Genomic DNA, 20,124 nt, shown 5'->3' with positions numbered 1-20,124 from the left:
GCAAGATCTCATGCCCGCCTTGGTCCAACCCGCCGTGGTGCCGCGCTTGCGCGCCTGGTGGCTGCGCCGCTTGCCGCCACAAGACCAAACCGCGCTGCACCAGCACAACCTCTACCTGCTGCCCACCCGTGCCGGCTGGATGCTGGGCTTGACGCTGCTGCTGTTGCTGTTGGGCAGCATCAATTACCAGCTCAACCTGGGCTACCTGCTCACTTTTTTGCTCGCCGGCAGTGCCGCGGCTGGGGTCTGGGTGGGGCACCGCAACCTGGCCGGGCTGGAGCTGAGCCTGCACCCCGGTGCGCCGGTGTTTGCTGGCCAGAGCGCAGCGGTTGAAGTGCACTTGCGCAACCCCTCGCGGCGCGCGCGCTATGCCGTGGGGCTGCAGTGGCTGGGCAGCGGCGCTGCAGCCAGCGACGTGTGGGCCGATGTCGGCCCCCAGGAGCAGCACAGCGTGCAGCTGGCCTACCCCACGCAGCAGCGCGGCCGCCTGCCGCTGCCGGCGCTGCGGGTGCAGACCGTGTATCCGCTCGGCACTTTCAAGGTCTGGCACTGGTGGCGGCCGGCGGCGCAGCTGTGGGTCTATCCGGCCCCCGAGACCCCGGCGCCGGCGCTGCCGCTGGCCGCCACACACGAGGACGGCCCCGCCAGCGGCCCCCACGCCGCCCAGCGCAGCGGCGAAACCGATGGCGCCCGCCCCTACCGGCGCGGCGACCCGCTCAAGTGGGTGCTGTGGAAAAAAGCCGCGCGCTTGGCCGGCGGTGGGCAGGCGCAGTGGGTCAGCCGCGACTTCAGCCACCCCGCCGCGGCCGAACTGTGGCTGGAGCACGCGCGCTGCCAGCTGCACGACGAAGAGGCACGCCGCTCGCGCCTGTGTGCCTGGGTGCTGCAAGCCGACGCCCTGGGGCTGCGCTACGGCTTGCGCCTGCCGGGCTGCGACATCGCGCCCGAGCAGGGCGCGGCGCAGCGCCAGCGTTGCCTGGAGGCACTGGCATGCCGCTGACGCAGCTGGCCCCGCACTTGGCGCAGCCTTCCTGGCTGACCTTGGCGCTGGCCCCGCGCACCTGGCCGCGCGAGCTGCGCGACACGCTGTTCCTGCTCGGCGTGGTGGGCTGGATCGTGCTGCTGCAAAGCGCGCACCAGCCGCTGTGGGCCAGCGCGCTGGCGCTGCTGCTGCTGCTCGGGCGCGCCGTGTTGGCGCTGCGCGGCCAGCCCCTGCCCGGCCGCGCCGTGATGCTGGCCCTGCTGCTGCTGGTGCTGGCCGGCACCTGGCTGCACCACGGCCGCCTCTGGGGCGCCTTGGCCGGCAGCACCCTGATCGTGCTGCTGCTGGCGCTCAAAACGCTCGAGCTGCGCGCCCGCCGCGACGCGCTGGTGGTGTTTTTCCTGGGCTTTTTCACCCTGCTCACGCTGCTGCTGCACTCGCAGTCGCTGCTCACCGCGCTGGGCATCGTGCCGGCGCTGCTGGGCTTGCTCACCGGCCTGGTGCTGGCGCATCTGCCGCTGGGGCGCCCGCCGCTCACCCAGGCGCTGCGCCAGGCCAGCGCCCTGGTGCTGTTCGGAGCGCCGCTGATGCTGCTGCTGTTCGTGCTGTTTCCGCGCTTTGGCCCGCTGTGGCACATCCCCACCGACGCCCAGATGGGCCGCAGCGGCCTGACGGGGCAGATGCAGGTGGGGCAGATCGCGCGCCTGGCGCTCGACCCCAGCGTGGCCTTGCGCGTCGAATTTCTCGACGGCCGCCGCCCGCCCCAGAATCAGCTCTATTTCCGTGGCCCGGTTTTGAGCCGCTTCGACGGCCAGCAGTGGCTGCCCCAGTACGGCGAGCACAGCCTGCCCGAGCACGCCAGCGCCGCCTTGCAGACCGAGCTGCACCGCGCCGGCGCACCGCTGCGCTACCGCCTGACCATGGAACCCAGCCACCAGCCCTGGGTGCTGACGCTGCAGACCACGCCGGAACTGCCGCCCATCGGCACCCAGAGCGCGCGGCTCACGCCCGATCTGCAATGGATCCTGCCGCGGCCCCTGACCGAAGTCACCCGCTTCGAGGCCGTGGCTTGGCCCGAGCTGCGCCACCGCCCGCTGCACCCCGCCGCCACGCTGGCAGCGAACCTGCAACTCCCCCCCGGTTTCAACCCACGCACGCGCCAGCTGGCGGCCGAACTGCGCCAGCAGCTGGGGCCCGACGTCAGCGCGCCGCAGTTGATCGACGCCGTGCTGCTGCGCCTGCGCACCGGCGGCTACCAGTACACCCTGGAGCCGGGCCTGTTCGGCCGCCACAGCGCCGACGAATTCTGGTTCGATCGCCGCGAGGGCTTTTGCGAGCACATCGCCTCGGCCTTCGTGGTGCTGATGCGCGAGCTGGGCATCCCGGCGCGCATCGTCACCGGCTACCACGGCGGCGAGCTCAACCCCATCGACGGCTTCTGGACCGTGCGCCAGAGCGACGCCCACGCCTGGGCCGAAGTCTGGCTCGATGCCCAAGGCTGGACGCGCATCGACCCCACCGCGCACGTGGCGCCGGCGCGCACCGCCGACCTGCAGCGGCTGCTGCCGCCACCGGGGCCCATCGCCGCGGCCCTGATCCAGATCGACCCCGATCTGCTGACCCAGATGCGCGCCCTCTGGGAGGCCACCAACAACCGCTGGAACCAGTGGGTGCTCGACTACGGCCAGAACCGTCAGCTCGAGCTGCTGCGCCAGCTCGGCTTTGCCGCCCCGCACTGGCAGCAGCTGCTGTACCTGCTGGTGGGCCTGCTGTGCCTGGCCACCCTGGCCGCCGCGGCTTGGCTGCAGTGGTTGCGGCCGCGCCCCGACCCCTGGCTGCGCCTGCTGCAACGCGCCCGCAAGGCCGTGGCCCAGGCGGGTGGCGTGGTGCCAGCCCCAGCCACCCCGCGCCAGCTCGCCGCTGCGCTGCCCACAGACTGCCCCACCGCCACTGCCACCGCCTGGAGCCATTGGCTGCTGCGGCTCGAAGCCCAACGCTTCGACCCGACCCAGCAGATCGACCTGCGCGCTTTGCGCCGACAATGGCGGCAGTTGCCCCCTTTGCCCCGAACCCCCTGAACATGCCCCTCGACCCAGCCCTTGCCACTCTGGAACCGGCGCCCAGCCAACGCCAGCGCCGCCGCTTCACTCTCGCGGCCCTGGGCGCTGCCGCGCTGCCCAGCGCCCTGCTGCCGGCGCGGGCTCTGGCCACCCCCAGCCGCCACTCGGGAACCGCCCTTTCGGCCCATGTACCCGTGCCGACCGTGCCCACCCCGGCAGCGCCCGCCGCCCCCGGCAGCTTCGCCCAGCACGCCGCCGCGCTGGCCTTTGCGCGCCAGCTCGACGCCGAGCAGGGCTGGAACGACGGCTGGGCCGAGCGCTGGATCGGGCACGAAGCCCGGCACCGGCCGCAGATCGTGCGCCTCATGACGCCGATGCCGCGCGGCACCCTGCGCGACTGGCCGGCCTACCGGGCGCGCTTCGTTGAACCGGTGCGCATTCAGGCCGGGTTGCGCTTCTGGCAGCAGCACGCAGCCAGCCTGGAGCGCGCCGAGCGCGAGTTTGGCGTGCCCGACTGGCTCATCGTCGGCATCATCGGCGTCGAGACGCTCTACGGCCGCCACATGGGCACGCACCGCGTGCTCGACGCGCTGGCCACGCTGGGTTTCGACTTCCCCCCCGAGCACCCGCGCGCGGCCCAGCGCAGAGAGTTTTTCCGCTCCGAACTGATCGCCTTTCTGCGTTTGAGCCGCGAGCACCCGCGCCCCCCCGACTCCTGGCGCGGCAGCTTCGCCGGCGCCATCGGGCTGCCGCAGTTCATGCCCAGCAACTGGCCGCGCTTTGGCGTTGATTTCGACGCCGATGGCCGCATCGACCTGATCGACAGCGCGCCCGACGCCATCGGCTCGGTGGCCCATTTCTTGCGCGAACACGGCTGGCAGCCCGGCATGCCCACCCACTTCCCGCTCACCTTCGACCCGGCGCGGCTCGATTTGCCCACCCTGCTCGCGCCCAGCATCCGCCCCAGCTTCACGCTCGAGCAGTTGCAGGCCCTGGGCGTGCAACCCGCTGGCGCCGCGCTGCAGCACGACGGCCTGCTGGCGCTGGTCGAACTGGAACAAGGCGACCCGGCGCGCGGCGGCCAACCCGCCAGCCACTGGCTGGGCACGCAAAACTTTTTTGCCATCTCGCGCTACAACCCCAGCAGCTACTACGTCATGGCGGTGATCGACCTGGGGCAGGCGGTGCGGGCACGGCGCCGGAGTTGAATCCATGCCCACAGCCACCCCCACCCCAGTCGCTGCCCCTGCGGCTTCGATCCACCAGAGCCCGATCGATCAGCGCATCGACTGGCTGTTCGACCTGGCGCAGCGCCACGGCGAATCGTTTCGCGGCCCCGAGGCCTGGCTGGAGCGCCAGCGCTACCGGGCGCAGCACCCCAGCGCCATCGCCGCCCTGATGTGCATGGACGGGCGCGTCAACCTCGCGCTGGCCACCCAGCTGCCCGCAGGCATCATCACCCCCTTTCGCAACCTGGGCGGCATGTTCAACCTCGGCTGGCCCTACCTGAGCCAGTTGCTGATCGATTTCGTCAACAACCAAACGCAGAGCGGACGCCGGGTGTTGCTGCTCATCACCTACCACTGGTCGCGCGGCGAGCGCAAGCGCGGTTGCGCCGGTTTTCGCTACCGCCGCGACGACAGCATGGCGCACGCCTGGGCCATACACGCCCAGGTGTCGGCATTGTTTGGCGCCGCGCACCAGAGCGTCTATCCGATCGTCTGCGGCTTCGAGACCGACGAAGAAGCCCTGCTGCTGCACGGCCCCGACGGCACCGTGCTCGATCTGGCCGCCTTTGCTGCCGCGGCCACCCAGCCCGAGCCCGATGCCCGCACCCAGCCGCCGGCCGGCACCGAACCCGACCCCCTGGCGCTGGAAGCGCAACTGGTGCGCACCCTGCCCGGCCTGCCGCGCCCGGTGCGCGCCGACCTGCTGCCGTTGCTGCTGGGCAACCTGACCCACGTGGCCGGCGTGCGCCAGCAGCACGGGCGGGCGCTGGCGATCGAACACCGCGAATGGGTGCTCTGCCTTGGGCGCGGCTTTGACTTTTTGCACACCCCCAATTTGGCCCTGATGATCGGCCCCTACAGCCCAGACCTGGCGCAACCCATCCGCACCGCCGCCGACATCATCCACAGCAACATGCGCGCCGGGCGCATCCCCCCCGACGGTTTTTTGCTGCTGACCTCCATGCCCTACGAAAACCAAGGCGTCGAGCGCGCCGGTGCCGAGTTGCGCGCGCGCTTTCTGGCCCATTTCGCCAGCCAAGTGATCACCGCGGCGCACCCCGATCTGGCCCGCCTGATGCACCGGCGCTGCGCCGTGCTCGACTGGCCGGCGCGCCGGCTCGACGTGCTGCCACCGCTCTGAGAACCTAGGGCGGCGCGGGCAGTGCGCGGTGCCCATCCGGGTGCTGCCAATAGCGCTGGCGCTGCTGGCGCTGGCAGTGCAGTTCGTCCGGGCGCTGGCTGCTGCCCCAAGCGGCCCCGCACAGGGGTGTGGCCACCCACGGGATGGCGCGCTCCTGCAGCCGCGCCAGCACCTGCGGGTGCGGGTGGCCATAGCGGCTGCGGTGCGCGGCCTGGATCACCACCCACTGTGGCTGCAGCGTGTCGAGCCAGACCGGCCCGCTCGAGGTGCGGCTGCCGTGGTGCGCGGCCAGCAGCACCCCGGCGCGCAGATCGGGCTGCGCCAGCGCCAGGCGGGTTTCCTCCTCGATGTAGATATCGCCCGGCAGCAGCAGCGAAGCCGCTCCAGTCCCCACTTGCAGCACGCACGACATGGCGTTGTCGGGGCGGCGCGCGGCGTAATGGTCCGGGCCCGGGTGCAGGATACGAAACGGCACCCCGTCCCAGACCCAGCTCTGGCCCGCCAGGCAGCGCTGGCTGTCCAGGCCCCACGGCCGGGTGTCAAAAGAGGTCAGCCATTGCGCCTGCGGGTGCGCGCGCGCCAGCGTGGCGATGCCGCTGGCGTGGTCGGTATCGATGTGGCTGATCAGCACCTTGGTGGGCGCTTCGCCGTGGCGCCGCAACAGCGGCAGCAGCACGCGCTGGGCGGCGTCGCTGTGCGGCCCCATGGGCGGCCCGGTGTCGTAAACCAAGGTGTGGTTTTGGGTGCGCACGATCACCGCCGTGCCCTGCCCGACGTCGGCCGCCAGCCATTCGAAGTGCCCCGGCGGCGGGCGCGCCGGGCTGTAGGCCAGCGCCGGCCAGATCAGCAGCAGCCCCCAGGCGCGCAACGACCACGGCCAGCGCAGCACCAGCAGCAGCCCGCCCAGGGCGGCCAACAAGGCCAGCAGCAGCGGCAACGCCGGGCGGCTGATGCTGGCCCAAGGCCACTGCTGCAAGGCTTGCAGCCACAGCATCAGCGCATCGACCATCCAGCCCGCCAGCAGCCACAGCGGCCACAGCAGCACCCCGGCCAGCGCCAGCGGCGTGACCAGCAGCGTGACCCAAGGGATGGCGGGCAGGTTGGCCAGCAAGCCCACCAACGAAAACTCGCCAAACCACAGCAGCAGCAATGGGGCCAAGGCCAGCGTCATGAGCGCCTGCGTGCGCACCAGCCCCTGCACGTAGTGGCGCCCGTTGCGCCCGTCGGTGGGCAGCGGCTGGCCGCTGGCAAACAGGACCGCCACCGCCACGAAACTGAGCCAGAAACCGGGGCTGAGCAAGGCCCACGGGTCCAGCAGCACCACCATCTGCATCACCGCCAGCCACATGAAGGGCCACGGCCACTGGCGGCCGCTGAGCTGCAACAGCACCAGCGTGGCCAGCATCAGCACGGCGCGCTGCGCCGGCACGCCCCAACCCGAAAACAGCGCGTACAAGAACCCCAGCGCCAGCCCGCCCAAGGCCGCCGCCACCGGGGTGGGCACGGCCAGCAGCAGCGCCGGCAGGCGCCGCCCAACCAAGCGCCAGAGCAGGCCGATGAGCGCCATCGCCATCCAGGCAAAGAGCGTGATGTGGGTGCCCGAGACCACCATCAGGTGCGTGACGCCGGTGACGCGAAAGGTCTCCCAGTGCGCCTGCGGGATGGCGCCCTGATCGCCCACCACCAGCGCCGCCAGCACGCCGGCCGTGGCTGCGGGTTGCACGCGGTCGAGCATGCGGTCGCGCACCCACTGGCGCGCCTGCTGCACCGGAAAATCCCAGCCGTGACCGAGCAACTGCGGCGCTGGCGTGCCCGGCCCGGCGCGCACGCTGCCGGTGGCGTGGATGCCCTGCTCCCACAGCCGCAGCTCAAAATCGAAGCCACCCGGATTGGCCAAGCCGTGCGGGCGCTGCAAGCGCGCCGTCAGGCGCCAGCGCTGGCCGGCGCGCAGCTCGGGCAGTCCGGCGACGCCTGCTTGCGCGTCCGCCTGCACCGGCGGCCCACGCCCAGGGCGCGGCGCAAACCACGCCAGCCGCAGCCGCTGCGGCACCGACACCGTCTGCCCGGCTTGGCCGGGTGGTGCGGCTTGGCCCGCTGATGTGGCTTGCTGGCCCGCTGGCCCGGCGTGCCTGCTGCGGCCACCGGCCTCGGCCAGCGAGGCCTGCCGCACCACAAACTCAAACTGCCAACCCAGTTCGCCCTGGCGCGGCAAACCGGCCACGTAACCTTCGAGCACCAGCTCGCGCCCCTCGAGCTGCGCATCCAGCGCCCCGGCCTGAAACCACAGCGCCCGGCCGCCCGTGCTGGCAAACAACAGCCCGGCACCGACCAGCAGCCAGCCCAAGCTCCACAGCCTTTGCCTGGCGCCCCCCAGGTCCGGCTGGCGGCCCCACAGCAGCGCGCCCAGACACAGCGCCGCAGCCGCCAGCGCGCCATAAACCCCGCCCGACCACAGCAGCGGCTGCTGCAACTGCAGCCACGCGCCGCCGATGCCGCCCAGCATCAGCGGCAAGCCCAGCGCCAGCGCCGGATGCATCGCCACGGGTCTGTCCATCCCTGTTGCTCCCCTGCTCTTGGTTGCCGATGCGGCGCGCACGTACCCGCGCGCATCCCCGCCTGCCTCTGGGCGCATCATATCGCCCTAGAATTGCCGTGCGCCGCCACCCCGGGCGCAAGCGCGGCCGCTGCCTTCAAACGCCGCCGCTGCTTTGCCGCGCACGATTCGCACCACCGCCATCCAGCCAACCCACTTTTGCCCAAGCCCCCCATGAGCGTCTATCACACCCTGCAAGCGTTGAACATCGAACTGCCGCCCGTGGGCACCCCGGCGGCGGCCTACCTGCCCTTCGTGCAAACCGGCAACCTGGTCATGCTCAGCGGCCACATCGCCAAACGCGGCGGCCAGCCGTGGGTCGGGCAGCTGGGCCTGAACCTGAACACCGCCGAAGGCCAAGCGGCCGCGCGCGCCGTGGCCATCGACCTGCTGGGCACGCTGCACGCGGCTTGCGTGGCCGCCGGCACCGACCTCAACGGCGTGCGCCGCATCGTCAAGGTGATGGGGCTGGTGAACTCGACCGACAGCTACACCGAACAGCACCTGGTCACCAACGGCTGCTCGCAGCTGCTGGCCGAGGTCTTTGGCGCGGCCGTGGGCGCACACGCCCGCAGTGCCTTTGGCGTGGCCCAGTTGCCGTTTGGGGCCTGCGTCGAAATCGAGATGATCGCCGAGCTGGCGCCCAGGCCCTAAAGCACGCGCAGCACCCGCTCGGGCTTGAAGCCAAAGTTGCCCGGCTTGCCCTTGCCGCCCCTGGGCCCATGGGCGTTGTGCAGGCTGCGCACCTCCAGCGTCTCTTCACGCGGCTTGGCGCCCCGGCCCGTGCCCTCGATGCGCACGCTGCGCGTGTAGGGTTGCGCACCCACGAGTCGATCGCTCGCCTCGAGGCGGAGCAGCTGCAGGCCGCGCCCGCCTTTGGGCTGATGCCGCAGCTGGGCCAGATCGAAGCACAAGATGCGCCCCGTCGCCGACACCGCGCACACCTGCTGCGCCCCGGCCACCGGCGCCGGCGGACACAGGGTTTCGCCCTCGGCCAGCGCCAAAAAAGCCTTGCCGGCGCGCTGGCGCGAGACCAAATCTTCGGTTGCGGCCAGCAGACCGTAGCCGCCCGAGCCGCACAACAGCCACTGCAGCGACGCCGCTGCCGCCAGATAGTGCTGCGGCTGGGTGCCGCTCTCGAGCTCGATCAGGCTCGTGATCGGCTGGCCATCGCCACGGGCGCCGGGCAGGCTGCTCACCGGCACGCTGTAGGCGCGGCCGTTGCTGCCCAGCACGATCAGGTGGTCGACCGTGCGGCACTCGAAGGCGCCATAGAGCGCGTCGCCAGCCTTGAAGGCAAAACCGCCGGCCTCGTGGCCGTGGCCGCTGCGGGCGCGCACCCAGCCCTTGGCCGACACCACCACCGTCACCGGCTCGTCGATCAGCCGGACTTCGGCGCTGGCCTTGCGCTCGGGCTGGATCAGGGTGCGGCGCGCGTCGCCAAAGGCCTTGGCGTCGGCCTCGATCTCGCGCACCAGCAAGCGGCGCAGGCTGGCCGGTTGCGCCAGCACCTCTTCGAGCCGGCCCTGCTCGGTGCGCAACTCGCTCAGCTCCTGCTCGATGCGAATCGCCTCGAGCCGCGCCAGTTGGCGCAAGCGGATGTCCAGAATGTCATCGGCCTGGCGCTCGCTCAGGGCAAAACGCGCCATCAGCGCCGCCTTGGGTTCGTCGCTGCTGCGAATCAGGGCGATCACCTCGTCGATATTGAGCAGCACCAGCGCGCGCCCCTCCAGAATGTGGATGCGCTCGAGCACGCGCTCCAGCCGGTGCTGGCTGCGCCGCGTCACGGTCTGCTGCCTGAACGACAGCCACTCGCTCAGCATCTGGCGCAGGCTCTTGGGCAGCGGCTTGCCGTCCTGGCCCACCAGCGTCAGGTTGATCGGCACCGAGCACTCGAGGCTGGTGTGCGCCAGCAGGGCGGCGATCAGCTCGTCTGGGGCCAAGCGGCTGCTCTTGGGCTCGAACACGATGCGCACCGCCGCCTCTTTGCTCGATTCGTCGCGCACGGTGTCGAGCAGCGCCAGCAGGCTGGCCTTGAGCTGCGTCTGCTCGGGGCTGAGCGCCTTTTTGCCGGCCTTGACCTTGGGGTTGGTGATCTCCTCGATCTCCTCCAGCACCCGCTGCGCGCTCACGCCCGGCGGCAGCTCGGTCACCACCAGCTGCCACTGGTTGCGCGCCAGGTCTTCGATGCGCCAGCGCGCGCGCACTTTCAGGCTGCCGCGCCCGGTGCGGTAGGCTTGGGCAATGTCTGCCGCCGGGCTGATGACCTGCGCCCCACCCGGAAAGTCGGGCCCGGGCAGCAGGGCCAACAGCTCGTCTTCGCTCAGATCCGGGTTTTTGATCAGCGCCACGCAGGCACTGGCCACCTCGCGCAAGTTGTGGCTGGGGATTTCGGTCGCCATGCCCACCGCAATGCCGCTGGCGCCGTTGAGCAGCACAAAGGGCAGCCGGGCCGGCAGCTGGCGCGGCTCCAGAGTCGAGCCGTCGTAGTTGGGCACAAAGTCCACCGTGCCGGCGTCGATCTCGTCGAGCAGCAGCGTGCTGATGCGCGCCAGCCGCGCCTCGGTGTAGCGCATGGCGGCGGCGCCATCGCCGTCGCGGCTGCCAAAGTTGCCTTGGCCGTCGATGAGCGGGTAGCGCTGCGCAAAGTCTTGCGCCATGCGCACCAGCGCGTCGTAAGCCGCCTGGTCGCCATGCGGATGAAAGCGCCCCAGCACATCGCCGACCACGCGCGCGCACTTGACCGGCTTGGCCGCCCCCGCCGCCGCCCCAGCGCCACCGGCGCCACTGTGCCCCAGACCCATGCGCTGCATGGCGTACAGAATGCGCCGCTGCACCGGTTTTTGCCCATCGCACACATCGGGCAGCGCCCGCCCCTTGACCACGCTCAGCGCGTACTCGAGGTAAGCGCGCTCGGCGTAGTCGGCGAGGCCGTCGGGGTCATGGGTGCGGATCGGGTCTGGTGCGCCAGGCTGGGTGAAGCCGGCTTCGGGGGCGGGTGCGCTGGGCTCGGTGGATGGCGTGGGCTCGTTTGGGTTCATGCGCTGATTTTCGCGCATGGCGGTGCAAGCCTGCGCCCATGCTCGGGCAGCAGAAAAAAAGCCCGGTTCCTTGCGGTACCGGGCTTTGATCGTGGCTTGGTCGGCGTGGCGGGATTCGAACTCGCGACCCCTTGCACCCCATGCAAGTGCGCTACCAGGCTGCGCTACACGCCGAAGCCGACATTCTAGCATGCCGTCGAGGCCGCCAGCGTGGGTGGGCTAGGGGCCCTGGCTGGGCTGGGCCAGCAAACGCCGAATCGCCAGCAGTTCGGCGCGCACGGCGGACCAGTTGCTCAAGGCCGGGGTGGCGCCCACCGCAGCGTCTGCGCAGTCGGCGTGCTCGGGTGCGTCGTGGTCTTCGTGCTCCGGCTCCATGGGCGCCAGGGTGGAAACCCCGCTGCGGCGCAGCTCGCGCTCATGCTGCACCTGCTCTTGCAAGCGGTTGCGCGCGCCCTGGATGGTGAAACCCTGCTCGTACAGCAGCTCGCGGATGCGCCGGATCATCAGCACCTCATGGTGCTGGTAGTAACGCCGGTTGCCGCGCCGCTTCATGGGGCGCAGTTGCGTGAACTCCTGCTCCCAGTAGCGCAGCACGTGCGGCTTGACGCCGCAGAGTTCGCCCACCTCACCGATGGTGAAGTAGCGCTTGGCCGGGATGGGCGGCAGCTCCGTAGTCATGGCGTATCAGCGTGGTAAATCGTAAAGCTGTGAATCTACCCCAAGCGCAGGCCAAAACATCGGTTGCCGGGCCCAGAAAAACCCGCAGTCTGCACAAAATCCCCGATGGCCATGACGCTGCAAGGGTTATCAACAAAATGTTTGCGGACTTTAGTGCGAATCATTATCATCCATCCAATCCCTCAGGAGCCCTCCCATGATCGTCTGTGTATGCCGCCGGGTCAGTGACAAGACCATCGCCGCCTGCGCCCAGCAAGGCGAAGGCTTCGACGCCATCCAGTTCGAGCACGGCGTGGGGACCCAGTGCGGCCAGTGCGTGCACACGGCGCAGCGCATCTGGTCGGAGTGCCACCCAAGCCAGCGTTTGTTGCATTTGCACCAAGAGCTGGCCGCGGCAAGCCCGCGTTAACCCCCTGCACAGACGGCACCCTAAGGCACGAACGCTCACAGCCCACACACACCGTCGAGATTGATCACCATGTGGCTCGGCTTGTTGCTCCCCTTGCTCATCACCACCGCAGTGGCCTGGTGGCTGCTGCGGCGCTGACCGCTTTCAGCTGCCCGCCCTCGAGCCACAGCACGCGCTGCGCCAGACGGCGCACCAGGCTGCGGTCGTGCGCCACCAGCAGCACCGCCGCCCCTGCACCCGCCAGCAGCTGCGGCAGATCGTCGAGCAGCGCCAGCGTGGTGACGCTATCCAAGGCCGAAAACGGTTCATCGAGCAGCAGCACCTCGGGTTGCGCCAGCAGCGCACGCGCCAGCACCACGCGCTGGCACTGGCCGCCCGAGAGCTGATGCGGCCGGCGCTGCTGCGCGCTGGCGGGCAGACCCAGCCGCTCCAGCATCTGCGCGGCGGTGGCGCGCCGCTGCCCGGGCGCGCCCAGCCCAAAGCCTTGCAGCGGCTCCAGCGCGCTCTCGAGCGCGCTGCGGTAGGGGCTGAGCGCCAGTTGCGGCTCTTGCCAGACGTATTGGATCGCGCGGCGTTGCGCGCGCGTGCGCGCGCTGGGCAGCACCTGAGCGCGCCAGCGCAGCTCGCCGCTATCAAAGGGCTGCAAGCCGGCCAAGCAGCGCGCCAAGGTCGATTTGCCGCTGCCCGAGCGCCCCAGCAAGCCGACGACCTCGCCCGGCGCCAGCTGCAGCGCAACGCCATCGAGCACCGGCGCCTGCCCGGCATAGGCGCAGCGCAGCGCTTGGGCCGAGAGCACGGGTTGCGGCGCCACCATCTGCTAGCCTCCCGCTTGCAGCACTTGGGCGGCGCGCAGCAGGGCTTGCCCAGCGGCGCTGGCCGGGGCGCGCATGAACGCTGCCACCTGCGCCGTTTCGACCAAGCGCCCGTGCTCGAGCACCGCGATCTGCTCGCAATGCTGCGCCACGATGCGCAAGTCGTGCGTGATCAGCACCAGCGCGCAGCCGGTTTGCTGCTGCATCAGCGCCAGCGCCTGCAGCACCTCGGCCGCTGTGTCTGAGTCGAGGCTGCTGGTGGGCTCGTCGGCCCAGACCAGTTGCGGGCGCAGCAGCAAGGCCATGGCGATCAGCACGCGCTGCTGCATGCCGCCGCTGAGCTGGCCGGCGTGCTGGCGCAGCACCGGCTGCGCCTCGAGCCCGACTTGCTCGAGCGCCGCCACGATCTCGGCCGGCCCGGCGCCTACCCGGGCCGCGCATTGGCGCAATTGCCAGCCGACCGACAGCATCGGGTCGAGCAAGGCCCCGGGGCTTTGAAAGATCAAAAACTGCCCTAGGCCACGCTGCCGGTGGCGCTGCGCCGGGCTGAGCCGCAGCAGATCGGCGCCCTGCCACGCGATGGCCCCCGAGGCCACGCGCAACGGCGGCGCCAGCAACCCCATGAGGGTGTGTGCGAGCAGCGATTTGCCGGCCCCGCTGCTGCCGACCACGGCCAGCCGCTGGCCAGCCTGAATGCGCAGGCTGAGCGCATGCAACAGCGTGGTGACGCCAGACTGCACGCTCAAGCGCTGGATGTCGAGCAAGGGTGGGTGCGGCGCTTGCATGGGCTCACCAGCGCAGCACGGCGCGGCTATCGATCTGGGTGCGCAAGCCCTCGCCCAGCAGGTTGAAAACCAGCGCCGTGAGCAGCAGCGCCAGCCCCGGGCCCCAGAGCAAATGCGGCGCGGTCTGGAAAAACGGCCGCGCTTCGCTCAGCATCAGGCCCCACTCCGGTGTCGGGGGCTGGGCCCCGAGCCCTAGAAAGCTCAGGCTGGCAAAGGCCAAGATCACGCCCGCCGTCTCGAGGCTGGCCAGCACCGCCAGCGGCCCAAGCAGCGGCGGCAGCACGTGGCGCAGCACCAGGCGCGGCAGCGACAACCCAGCCGCGTGTGCCGCGCGCACGTAGTCGCGCGCCAGCGCCTCCAGCGCCATCACACGCACCAGCCGCGCCATGGCCGGCGTCCAAGCGATGACCAGCGCCAGCAGCAGCGTCAGCAGCGCCGGCCCCAGCACGCCGATCACGGCCAGCGCCAGCACCAGCGTGGGGAAGGCCAGCAGCACGTCGGCGCTGCGCATGAGCACGGCGTCGATCCAGCGCCAGCGCGCCGACTGCGCGCTCACGGCCGCCGCCAAGCCCCAGACCAAGGCCAACAGACACAGCGCCGCCGCCGCCAGCAGCGCCGCCCCAAGCGACACCCGCGCCGCCCAAACCACCCGCGACCAAACGCAGCGCCCCAGCACATCGGTGCCCAGCCAATGCTGCGCCGACGGCGGCTCGAGCCGGCGCAACCAATCTTGGGCCAGCGGGTCGTGCGGCGCCCACAGGCCGGGCCAAAGCACGCCGCTGAGCAAGAGCAGCAGCAGCGCCAGCCCGGTGTACAGACCCCAAGGTTTGGCGCTCATGGCTGCAGCCCTAGGCTGGCGCGCAGGCGCGGGTCGAGCGCGGCGGCGAGCAGATCGGCCACCAAGTTGACCAGCACATAGACCACCCCCATGGCCAGCAGATAGGCTTGCAGGATGGGGAAGTCGCGCTCAGCGATGGCCTCGAGCACCAGCCGCCCCAGCCCGGGCCAGCCAAAAATGTGCTCAACGATCACCACCCCGCCCAACAGCGCGCCAAAAGTATGGGCCCAGAGCGTGATGCTGGGCACTAGGGTGCCGGGCAAAATGCGCGTCAGCAGCAGTTGCGCCGGCCCCAGCCCTTGGGCCAGCGCCAGCTTGAACGGCGCTGCGCTCATGACTTGCAGCGCTCGCTCGCGGATGAGCCGGCTGGCCGGTGCCGCCACCCCCAACGCCAGCACCGCCGCCGGCAGCCACAGATCGCGCAGCTCCCCTTGGCCCAAGACCCGCACCCAGCCCCACTGGACGGCAAAAAAGTGCAAGGCCAGCAAGGCCAGCCAAAAGCCCGGCAGCGCCACCAGCAGCAGCGTCAGCACGCGCCAGCTGGCCGCCGCCCAAGGGCTGCGCGCCAAGGCCGCGGCCAGCCCCAAGCCCACAGCCAGCGGCATGGCCAGCGCCAGCGCGCTGAGCGCCAGCAGCAGGCTGGGGCCAAAGTGGGCCATGATCTTGGGGCCCACCGGGCGCCCGCTGGCGATCGAATGGCCCCAGTCGCCCTGCAGCACCGCTTGCAGCCAGCGCCAGTAGCGCTCGGCCAGCGTGCCGTCGAGCCCGAGTTGCTGGCGCAAAGCCGCCGCGTTTTCTGGGGTGAGCACGATGCCGGCGCGCATGGCTTCGAGCGCCACCGGGTCGCCCGGGGCCAGCGCCACCAGGGCAAAAGCCAGCATCGACATCGCCAGCAGCAACGGCGGCAACCACAGCAGGCGCTGCCTGATCGCCGCCCGCATCAGCGCGCCCCGCTTGGCAGCAGCGCGGCGCCGTAGTCGATCCAGTCGCGGTGCTCGGACATCGTCAGCCGCACCCCGGGGCGCGAGAGCACGAACTGCGGCACCAGCAGGATCGGGATGGCAGCCAGCGCCTCGTCGATGACGCTGCGGTGCGCGCGCCGCACCGCCTCTAGGCGCTGGGCGGCGTCGGTGCTGGCGCGGGCGGCGTCTAGGGCCCGATCCAGCGCCGCCCCAGCTGCCATGTGGCGGTAGCCGCGCCAGGGCGTTTGGCTGTGAAACAGGTTGTAGAGCAAAAAGGTGGGGTCGAGGTTGGTGTTGCCCCCCAGTTCCACAAACAGATCGCCCGCCCCCGGCTCCAGAAAGCGCTGGCTGTACAAGGCGGAATCGTCAACGGCCACGATCTCGAGCGCGATGCCCACCGCGCGCAACATCTGTTGCAGCAGTTCGGGGAACGGGGCCACGGCGGCCAAGTTGGGGAACGCCGCCACCAAGCGCAGGCGCAGCAGCTCGCCGTTGCGCCGGCGCAGGCCGTCGGGCCCGAGCGTCCAGCCGGCCGCCTCCAGCAGGGCACGCGCTTGCACCGGGTCGTGGCCCCAGCCCTGCACGTGCGCGCCTAGGCCAAACATCCAGTCGGGCAGCAGGCCGCGCGCCACCACCCCATGACCGCCGTAGAGCACCCGCGCCACCGCCGCCCGGTCTATGCTCAGCGCCAGCGCGCGGCGCAAGCGCGGGTCTGCGAGCCGGGCAAAGGGCGGTTGGCCGTGCAGGTTGACGAGCAAAGCCAGATACGACACCGGGCGCGAGCGGTGCAGCTGCACCGGCAGCGCCGGGCTGAGCCCGAGCAGCATCTGCGGGCTGACTTCAGAGACCAGATCGACCTCGCCCGCCACCAGCGCCATCAGGCGGCTTTGGCCGTCGGGCACGAAGCGAAACTTCATGCGCGCATGGGGCGCACGCGGGCCCCAGTAGGCGTCGTTGCGCACCAGTTCCAGCACCTGGCCGGGCTGGTAGCGCGCAAAGCGCCACGGCCCGGTGCCCGCCGGCGCGCTGCTGCGGTCGCTGTGCGGCGAAAAAAACGACGCCGCGCGGTGCGACATGTTTTCGATCACTAGGTTGGAATCGGTGCGCGAGCGAAAGCTGAAGCTGCGCGCGTCGAGCGCGCGCAAGCTGGCCGGGTCGATCTGCAAAAAATCGGTGCGCCGCTGCGCCATGAATTGCAAGGCGGCGATGGCGGCGGCGCTGTCGAGTGCGCTGCCGTCGTGGTGCCGCAGACCGGCGCGCAGCGTGACCCGGTACTGGCCCGCACGCACCTGCCAGCGCTCGAACAACAGCGGCTCGGGCTCAAACTGGGCGTTGGGGCGCACCCCGGTTTCGGCGATCTGGGCATGGGGGCCGCGCAGGGTGAAGTTGAAGCGCTCGGGGTCGGTGTTGTAGCGGTCGGGGCCGGCGGCGACGCGCAAGACGCGCTGCGGCGCCGCAGCTTGCGCCCACCAGGGCAGCGCCGCACCGGCGGCCAAGGCTTGCAGGGCCAAGCGCCGCTGGGGGTTGCGGGGCAAAAGAGAGTCCTGGGTCATGGGAGTTGGAAGGCCAGCGTGGCAAAGCGGCTGCGCCAAGGCAGGCCGGGGGCAAGGGGCGCTTGCAGCACCGTGGTGGCGACGAGCTGGCGGCCGCGGCTGCGCACAGGCAAGCGCACCCGGCCCTGGGCGTCGGTGCGCAGCACGCGCTCGCCTTTGCGGTCGTAGCAGCGCAAGGCCACAGCGGCCAGCGGGCGGCCGTCGAGGCGCAGCTCGAGCGGCAGCTCGGCGCGCGGCCGCAGGCGCGTCGGGTCGCGCAGCGGCAGCAGCTCGAGCCGCTGCCCCAGCGCGCGCAGCGGGCGCCAGGTGCTGGCCGCGCCGACGCTGCCGGCCGCACGCACATAGGCCTTGGCCTCTTTGGCGTAGCGCTCGCGCCACGGCTCGCCGCGTGCCCGCTGTGCGCTCCAGAGCGCGCGCAGCTCGGCGCTCGGCTGCACTTCGTCTAGGTAGCGCTCCACGCCCTCGGGCGCGATCTCGATCAGGCGCGCGGCGCAAGCCAGCTGCACGCACACCAAGCCGGGCTCAAGGGGCCCGATGTGGGTGATGGCGCGGGCGCGTTGGCGCCGCCAGCCCCAAGCGCGCCGCACCAGGCCGCTGACCGTGCTCAGGCGCAGGCTGCGCTGGCGGCGCTGCTTGGGCGCCACCAGCGCTTGCAGGCCATGGCCCGCCGACAGCTGCAGCTGCAGCGGCTGGTGCAGCACGGGGCGCAGCTGCAGCGGTTGCACCCAAGTGTCGTGGGCCCAAGCGGGGGATGCACCAGCCAGCCACAGGGCCAAGCCCAGCAGCAGCCCCAAGGAGGGTGTGTGGTCGGCGGCGCGCATCAAAACAGCACCCGGTACGAGATTTCGAGCGCCCGTGGCTCGCCGAGCAGCGCTTGTGCGCCGCCGCCCGCAGAACGCGAGAGGTACACCCGGTCGGTGGCGTTGCGCAGGTGCAGCGCCAGCTCGCCGGTGCCGATCCAGTGCGCCACGCTCAAATCGAGCGCGGTGTAGGACGGTAGCACCACGGTGTTGGCGTTGTCGCCCCAGCGCTGGCCCACGTGGCGCACTTGGGCCTGCAGCCGCCACAGGGCGCTGGGCTGCCACGCCAGGCGCAGATTGGTCAGTTGCTCCGGGGTGTCGGGCGGCAGCAAACCGGCCCGCGACACCGCCGTGCCGGCCACGTTTTCGTAAAACTGGTCAAACTGCGCTTGCAGCCGGGTGCCGTTGAGACCTAAGCTCCAATGCGGATCGAGGTGCCACAGCAGGTCAAACTCGAGGCCGCGGCTGCTCTGTTGCCCGATCTGCACGGTCTGGCCCGGCCGGTTGGGGTCGCGGGTCAGGATGTCGGAGCGCACGGTGTCAAACCACGCCAGCGTGAACTCCCCTTGGCCTTGGGCCAGCAAGCCCTTGACCCCAAGCTCGTGGTGGCGCGCCCGGGTGAGCTCGAAAGCGCGCTGCGCCGGTGCCAGGTTCACCACCTGCGCCGGCGGCTCGAAGGCGCGCGCGGTTTGCGCGTACAGGTTCAGCCCAGGGCGCCATGCGTACACCGCCCCCAAGCGCCACGAATTGGCGCTCCAGCGCCGCTGAAACTGCACGCCCGAACGCAATTCATGCGCGTCGAGCTCGATGCGGTCGTGCCGCCCAGACCAAGACAGGCGCCACTGCGGCGCCAACTGCGTCAGGTTCTCGAAATACAGCGCCTGCTGGTCGAGCACGCTGCGGCGCAGCGGCATAAAGGGCGAAATCGAGACAAACGGCAGCGGCTGCGGGGCCAAAAAATCGAGCGCCACGGGCGGCGCGGCAAAGGGTGCGTTGTTGTTGCGCTGGTGGCGGTTGCGCGACCAATCCCAACCCACGAGCAAGCGGTTGGCGCGCCCCAGCAGCTGGTGCTCGAACGCGACTTCGGTGCGGTTGCCCAGCAGCGCCTGATCGTGCTCGATGTGCAGAAAGTCGCCCAGATCGACCCGGCCGGTGCTGGGGTTGAAGCGGTGCAGCTCGGCGTTGCGCCACAGGCGCTGTTCATCGTTGGCATAGGTTTCGTTGCGCACACGCACCGTCGGCGACCACTGGTAGTCTAGGCGCGCGCGCAACCAGCCGACGCGCTTGCGCATCGTGCTGTCAGCCACGTTGAAGTTGCGCTCGCGCACCCGTTGGTCGAGCCGACCGGCCACCAAGGGGGTGCCAAAATACCACTGCCCTTCGTCGTCGCTGAGCTGGGCGGCCAGCGTCAGGCGCAGGTCGGGCCGCAGCTGCAGCCCGACTTCGGCCAGCGCGTGCACGTAACGGTAGCCGGTGCGCTCGACCCAACCGGATGAGCCGCGCTCAGCGTCGATGGCGTTGAAGGCCAAGCGGTAGGCCCAGCCGTTGTGCAGCGTGCCGCCCAAGTCTAGGCCTAGGTTGTGCGCCTGCCAGCGGTCGGTGGCCACGAACAGTTCGCGCCGCGGCACCCCATCGGCAGACTTGGCGACAAAGTTCACGGCGCCGGTCACCGTGCCCAGCCCATGCAAGACCGAGGCCGGCCCTTTGATCACCTCGATGCGGTCGTAAACAAAGGTGCCCCGGGGCGACATGGCCAAACCCGGGTAGCGCAAACCATCGAACAAAAACGGCACGCTCAGCGCCTGCGCAAAGCCGCGCATGGTGACGCAGGTAAAACCAAAGCACTGCCCGCTCAGCACCCCAGGCGCCGTGGCCAGGGCTTGTTGCGTGGTGCGCAAGCCGCGCTCGTGCATCTGCTCGCTGGTGATGAGGTAAATGGCGGCTGGCGTTTCGAGCGGCGTCAGCCCCAAATGGCTGGCTGCGCTGGCCGGCAGCTTCAAGCCGAGCTGGGCGCTGCTGCGCTCGGCCGGCGCGGCAACCACCAGGGCCGGCAGCTCGGGTTCGGCGGCGCCGGCGCAGGCCGCTGCGCCTATCAGGGCCAAAGGCCAGAAGCGGCGCCGCTTGCGGGCACCCGGTGTGTAGATCGTGCGCATCCTATTTGCCCTAGGAATATTTGCCCAGTCATGCTTGACCCCATGCCAAGCACCCAATGGTTCATCGTGTGATGATTTATAAAATTGT

16 protein-coding genes and 1 tRNA gene are annotated in these 20,124 nt (G+C 70.7%); 6 read left to right on the top strand and 11 right to left on the bottom strand.

The window, feature by feature from the left end:
• Nucleotides 1-10 precede the first annotated feature (10 nt).
• From AAAZ40_RS07080 to AAAZ40_RS07065, 4 genes are read left to right on the top strand one after another with little or no spacing between them, the layout of a single operon-like run.
• Complete coding sequence (locus tag AAAZ40_RS07080; protein ID WP_476659707.1) at nt 11-1,000, top strand: DUF58 domain-containing protein; 990 nt, start codon at nt 11-13, stop codon at nt 998-1,000.
• Nucleotides 991-3,060 carry a transglutaminase TgpA family protein gene (locus AAAZ40_RS07075; RefSeq protein WP_476659706.1) on the top strand — a complete coding sequence of 690 codons (2,070 nt, stop codon included), beginning with the start codon at nt 991-993 and terminating at the stop codon, nt 3,058-3,060. The genes AAAZ40_RS07080 and AAAZ40_RS07075 overlap by 10 nt, the downstream gene beginning before the upstream one ends.
• A gap of 2 nt (nt 3,061-3,062) precedes the next feature.
• The gene (gene mltB / locus AAAZ40_RS07070) at nt 3,063-4,250 is read left to right on the top strand and encodes a lytic murein transglycosylase B (RefSeq protein WP_476659705.1); all 1,188 of its coding nucleotides are present in this window, start codon (nt 3,063-3,065) and stop codon (nt 4,248-4,250) included.
• Between the two features lie 4 nt (nt 4,251-4,254).
• Nucleotides 4,255-5,412 (top strand): hypothetical protein, encoded by a 1,158-nt coding sequence (locus AAAZ40_RS07065; RefSeq protein ID WP_476659704.1) that lies wholly within the window; start codon nt 4,255-4,257, stop codon nt 5,410-5,412.
• A 4-nt stretch (nt 5,413-5,416) separates the two neighbouring features.
• Here the strand turns inward: AAAZ40_RS07065 and AAAZ40_RS07060 are convergent, their stop codons facing one another.
• Nucleotides 5,417-7,966, bottom strand: a complete 2,550-nt coding sequence (locus tag AAAZ40_RS07060) for a DNA internalization-related competence protein ComEC/Rec2 (protein WP_476659703.1) — start codon at nt 7,964-7,966, stop codon at nt 5,417-5,419.
• 213 nt (nt 7,967-8,179) lie between these two features.
• Here AAAZ40_RS07060 and AAAZ40_RS07055 point away from each other — a divergent pair, with 213 nt between their 5' ends.
• Nucleotides 8,180-8,659 carry a RidA family protein gene (locus AAAZ40_RS07055; protein WP_476659702.1) on the top strand — a complete coding sequence of 160 codons (480 nt, stop codon included), beginning with the start codon at nt 8,180-8,182 and terminating at the stop codon, nt 8,657-8,659.
• Here the strand turns inward: AAAZ40_RS07055 and parC are convergent.
• The 3 genes from parC to AAAZ40_RS07040 form a co-directional block, all read right to left on the bottom strand.
• A complete protein-coding gene (gene parC / locus AAAZ40_RS07050; RefSeq protein ID WP_476659701.1) occupies nt 8,656-11,064 on the bottom strand; it encodes a DNA topoisomerase IV subunit A in 2,409 nt (802 codons plus the stop codon). The genes AAAZ40_RS07055 and parC overlap by 4 nt on opposite strands.
• Before the next feature lie 79 nt (nt 11,065-11,143).
• A tRNA-Pro gene (locus AAAZ40_RS07045) sits at nt 11,144-11,220 on the bottom strand.
• Between the two features lie 45 nt (nt 11,221-11,265).
• On the bottom strand, nt 11,266-11,724 hold the full coding sequence (locus tag AAAZ40_RS07040; protein ID WP_476659700.1) for a MerR family transcriptional regulator: 459 nt from the start codon (nt 11,722-11,724) through the stop codon (nt 11,266-11,268).
• Between the two features lie 196 nt (nt 11,725-11,920).
• On the opposite strand from AAAZ40_RS07040, the gene AAAZ40_RS07035 reads away from it, so the two are divergent.
• Nucleotides 11,921-12,133, top strand: coding sequence for a (2Fe-2S)-binding protein (locus AAAZ40_RS07035; RefSeq protein ID WP_476659699.1), 213 nt, complete (start codon nt 11,921-11,923; stop codon nt 12,131-12,133).
• 100 nt (nt 12,134-12,233) lie between these two features.
• On the opposite strand, the gene AAAZ40_RS07030 is transcribed toward AAAZ40_RS07035, so the two are convergent.
• The 7 genes from AAAZ40_RS07030 to AAAZ40_RS07000 are packed head-to-tail and all read right to left on the bottom strand — an operon-like array spanning nt 12,234 to nt 20,036.
• Nucleotides 12,234-12,947 (bottom strand): ABC transporter ATP-binding protein, encoded by a 714-nt coding sequence (locus AAAZ40_RS07030; RefSeq protein WP_476659698.1) that lies wholly within the window; start codon nt 12,945-12,947, stop codon nt 12,234-12,236.
• 3 nt (nt 12,948-12,950) lie between these two features.
• A complete protein-coding gene (locus tag AAAZ40_RS07025) occupies nt 12,951-13,730 on the bottom strand; it encodes an ATP-binding cassette domain-containing protein (protein ID WP_476659697.1) in 780 nt (259 codons plus the stop codon).
• Between the two features lie 4 nt (nt 13,731-13,734).
• Nucleotides 13,735-14,568, bottom strand: a complete 834-nt coding sequence (locus tag AAAZ40_RS07020; protein WP_476659696.1) for an ABC transporter permease — start codon at nt 14,566-14,568, stop codon at nt 13,735-13,737.
• Nucleotides 14,565-15,509 carry an ABC transporter permease gene (locus tag AAAZ40_RS07015; RefSeq protein ID WP_476659695.1) on the bottom strand — a complete coding sequence of 315 codons (945 nt, stop codon included), beginning with the start codon at nt 15,507-15,509 and terminating at the stop codon, nt 14,565-14,567. The genes AAAZ40_RS07020 and AAAZ40_RS07015 overlap by 4 nt, the downstream gene beginning before the upstream one ends.
• Complete coding sequence (locus AAAZ40_RS07010) at nt 15,509-17,065, bottom strand: ABC transporter substrate-binding protein (protein WP_476659694.1); 1,557 nt, start codon at nt 17,063-17,065, stop codon at nt 15,509-15,511. The genes AAAZ40_RS07015 and AAAZ40_RS07010 overlap by 1 nt, the downstream gene beginning before the upstream one ends.
• A 14-nt stretch (nt 17,066-17,079) precedes the next feature.
• The gene (locus tag AAAZ40_RS07005) at nt 17,080-17,904 is read right to left on the bottom strand and encodes a DUF4198 domain-containing protein (protein ID WP_476659693.1); all 825 of its coding nucleotides are present in this window, start codon (nt 17,902-17,904) and stop codon (nt 17,080-17,082) included.
• A complete protein-coding gene (locus AAAZ40_RS07000; protein ID WP_476659692.1) occupies nt 17,904-20,036 on the bottom strand; it encodes a TonB-dependent receptor in 2,133 nt (710 codons plus the stop codon). Before AAAZ40_RS07000 ends, AAAZ40_RS07005 begins: the two co-directional genes overlap by 1 nt.
• Between the last annotated feature and the right edge of the window lie 88 nt (nt 20,037-20,124).

It is taken from the genome of Serpentinimonas sp. SMBJO2, assembly GCF_056341105.1.
This window is presented reverse-complemented; position numbering and strand designations above follow the sequence as displayed.

What these genes read in the sequence shown, in the direction of transcription:
- AAAZ40_RS07080 (WP_476659707.1), top strand. Translation starts at nt 11, where the DNA reads ATGCCCGCCTTGGTCCAACCCGCCGTGGTGCCGCGCTTGCGCGCCTGG.
- AAAZ40_RS07075 (WP_476659706.1), top strand. Translation starts at nt 991, where the DNA reads ATGCCGCTGACGCAGCTGGCCCCGCACTTGGCGCAGCCTTCCTGGCTG.
- mltB (WP_476659705.1), top strand. Translation starts at nt 3,063, where the DNA reads ATGCCCCTCGACCCAGCCCTTGCCACTCTGGAACCGGCGCCCAGCCAA.
- AAAZ40_RS07065 (WP_476659704.1), top strand. Translation starts at nt 4,255, where the DNA reads ATGCCCACAGCCACCCCCACCCCAGTCGCTGCCCCTGCGGCTTCGATC.
- AAAZ40_RS07060 (WP_476659703.1), bottom strand. Translation starts at nt 7,966, where the DNA reads ATGGACAGACCCGTGGCGATGCATCCGGCGCTGGCGCTGGGCTTGCCG.
- AAAZ40_RS07055 (WP_476659702.1), top strand. Translation starts at nt 8,180, where the DNA reads ATGAGCGTCTATCACACCCTGCAAGCGTTGAACATCGAACTGCCGCCC.
- parC (WP_476659701.1), bottom strand. Translation starts at nt 11,064, where the DNA reads ATGCGCGAAAATCAGCGCATGAACCCAAACGAGCCCACGCCATCCACC.
- AAAZ40_RS07040 (WP_476659700.1), bottom strand. Translation starts at nt 11,724, where the DNA reads ATGACTACGGAGCTGCCGCCCATCCCGGCCAAGCGCTACTTCACCATC.
- AAAZ40_RS07035 (WP_476659699.1), top strand. Translation starts at nt 11,921, where the DNA reads ATGATCGTCTGTGTATGCCGCCGGGTCAGTGACAAGACCATCGCCGCC.
- AAAZ40_RS07030 (WP_476659698.1), bottom strand. Translation starts at nt 12,947, where the DNA reads ATGGTGGCGCCGCAACCCGTGCTCTCGGCCCAAGCGCTGCGCTGCGCC.
- AAAZ40_RS07025 (WP_476659697.1), bottom strand. Translation starts at nt 13,730, where the DNA reads ATGCAAGCGCCGCACCCACCCTTGCTCGACATCCAGCGCTTGAGCGTG.
- AAAZ40_RS07020 (WP_476659696.1), bottom strand. Translation starts at nt 14,568, where the DNA reads ATGAGCGCCAAACCTTGGGGTCTGTACACCGGGCTGGCGCTGCTGCTG.
- AAAZ40_RS07015 (WP_476659695.1), bottom strand. Translation starts at nt 15,509, where the DNA reads ATGCGGGCGGCGATCAGGCAGCGCCTGCTGTGGTTGCCGCCGTTGCTG.
- AAAZ40_RS07005 (WP_476659693.1), bottom strand. Translation starts at nt 17,904, where the DNA reads ATGCGCGCCGCCGACCACACACCCTCCTTGGGGCTGCTGCTGGGCTTG.
- AAAZ40_RS07000 (WP_476659692.1), bottom strand. Translation starts at nt 20,036, where the DNA reads ATGCGCACGATCTACACACCGGGTGCCCGCAAGCGGCGCCGCTTCTGG.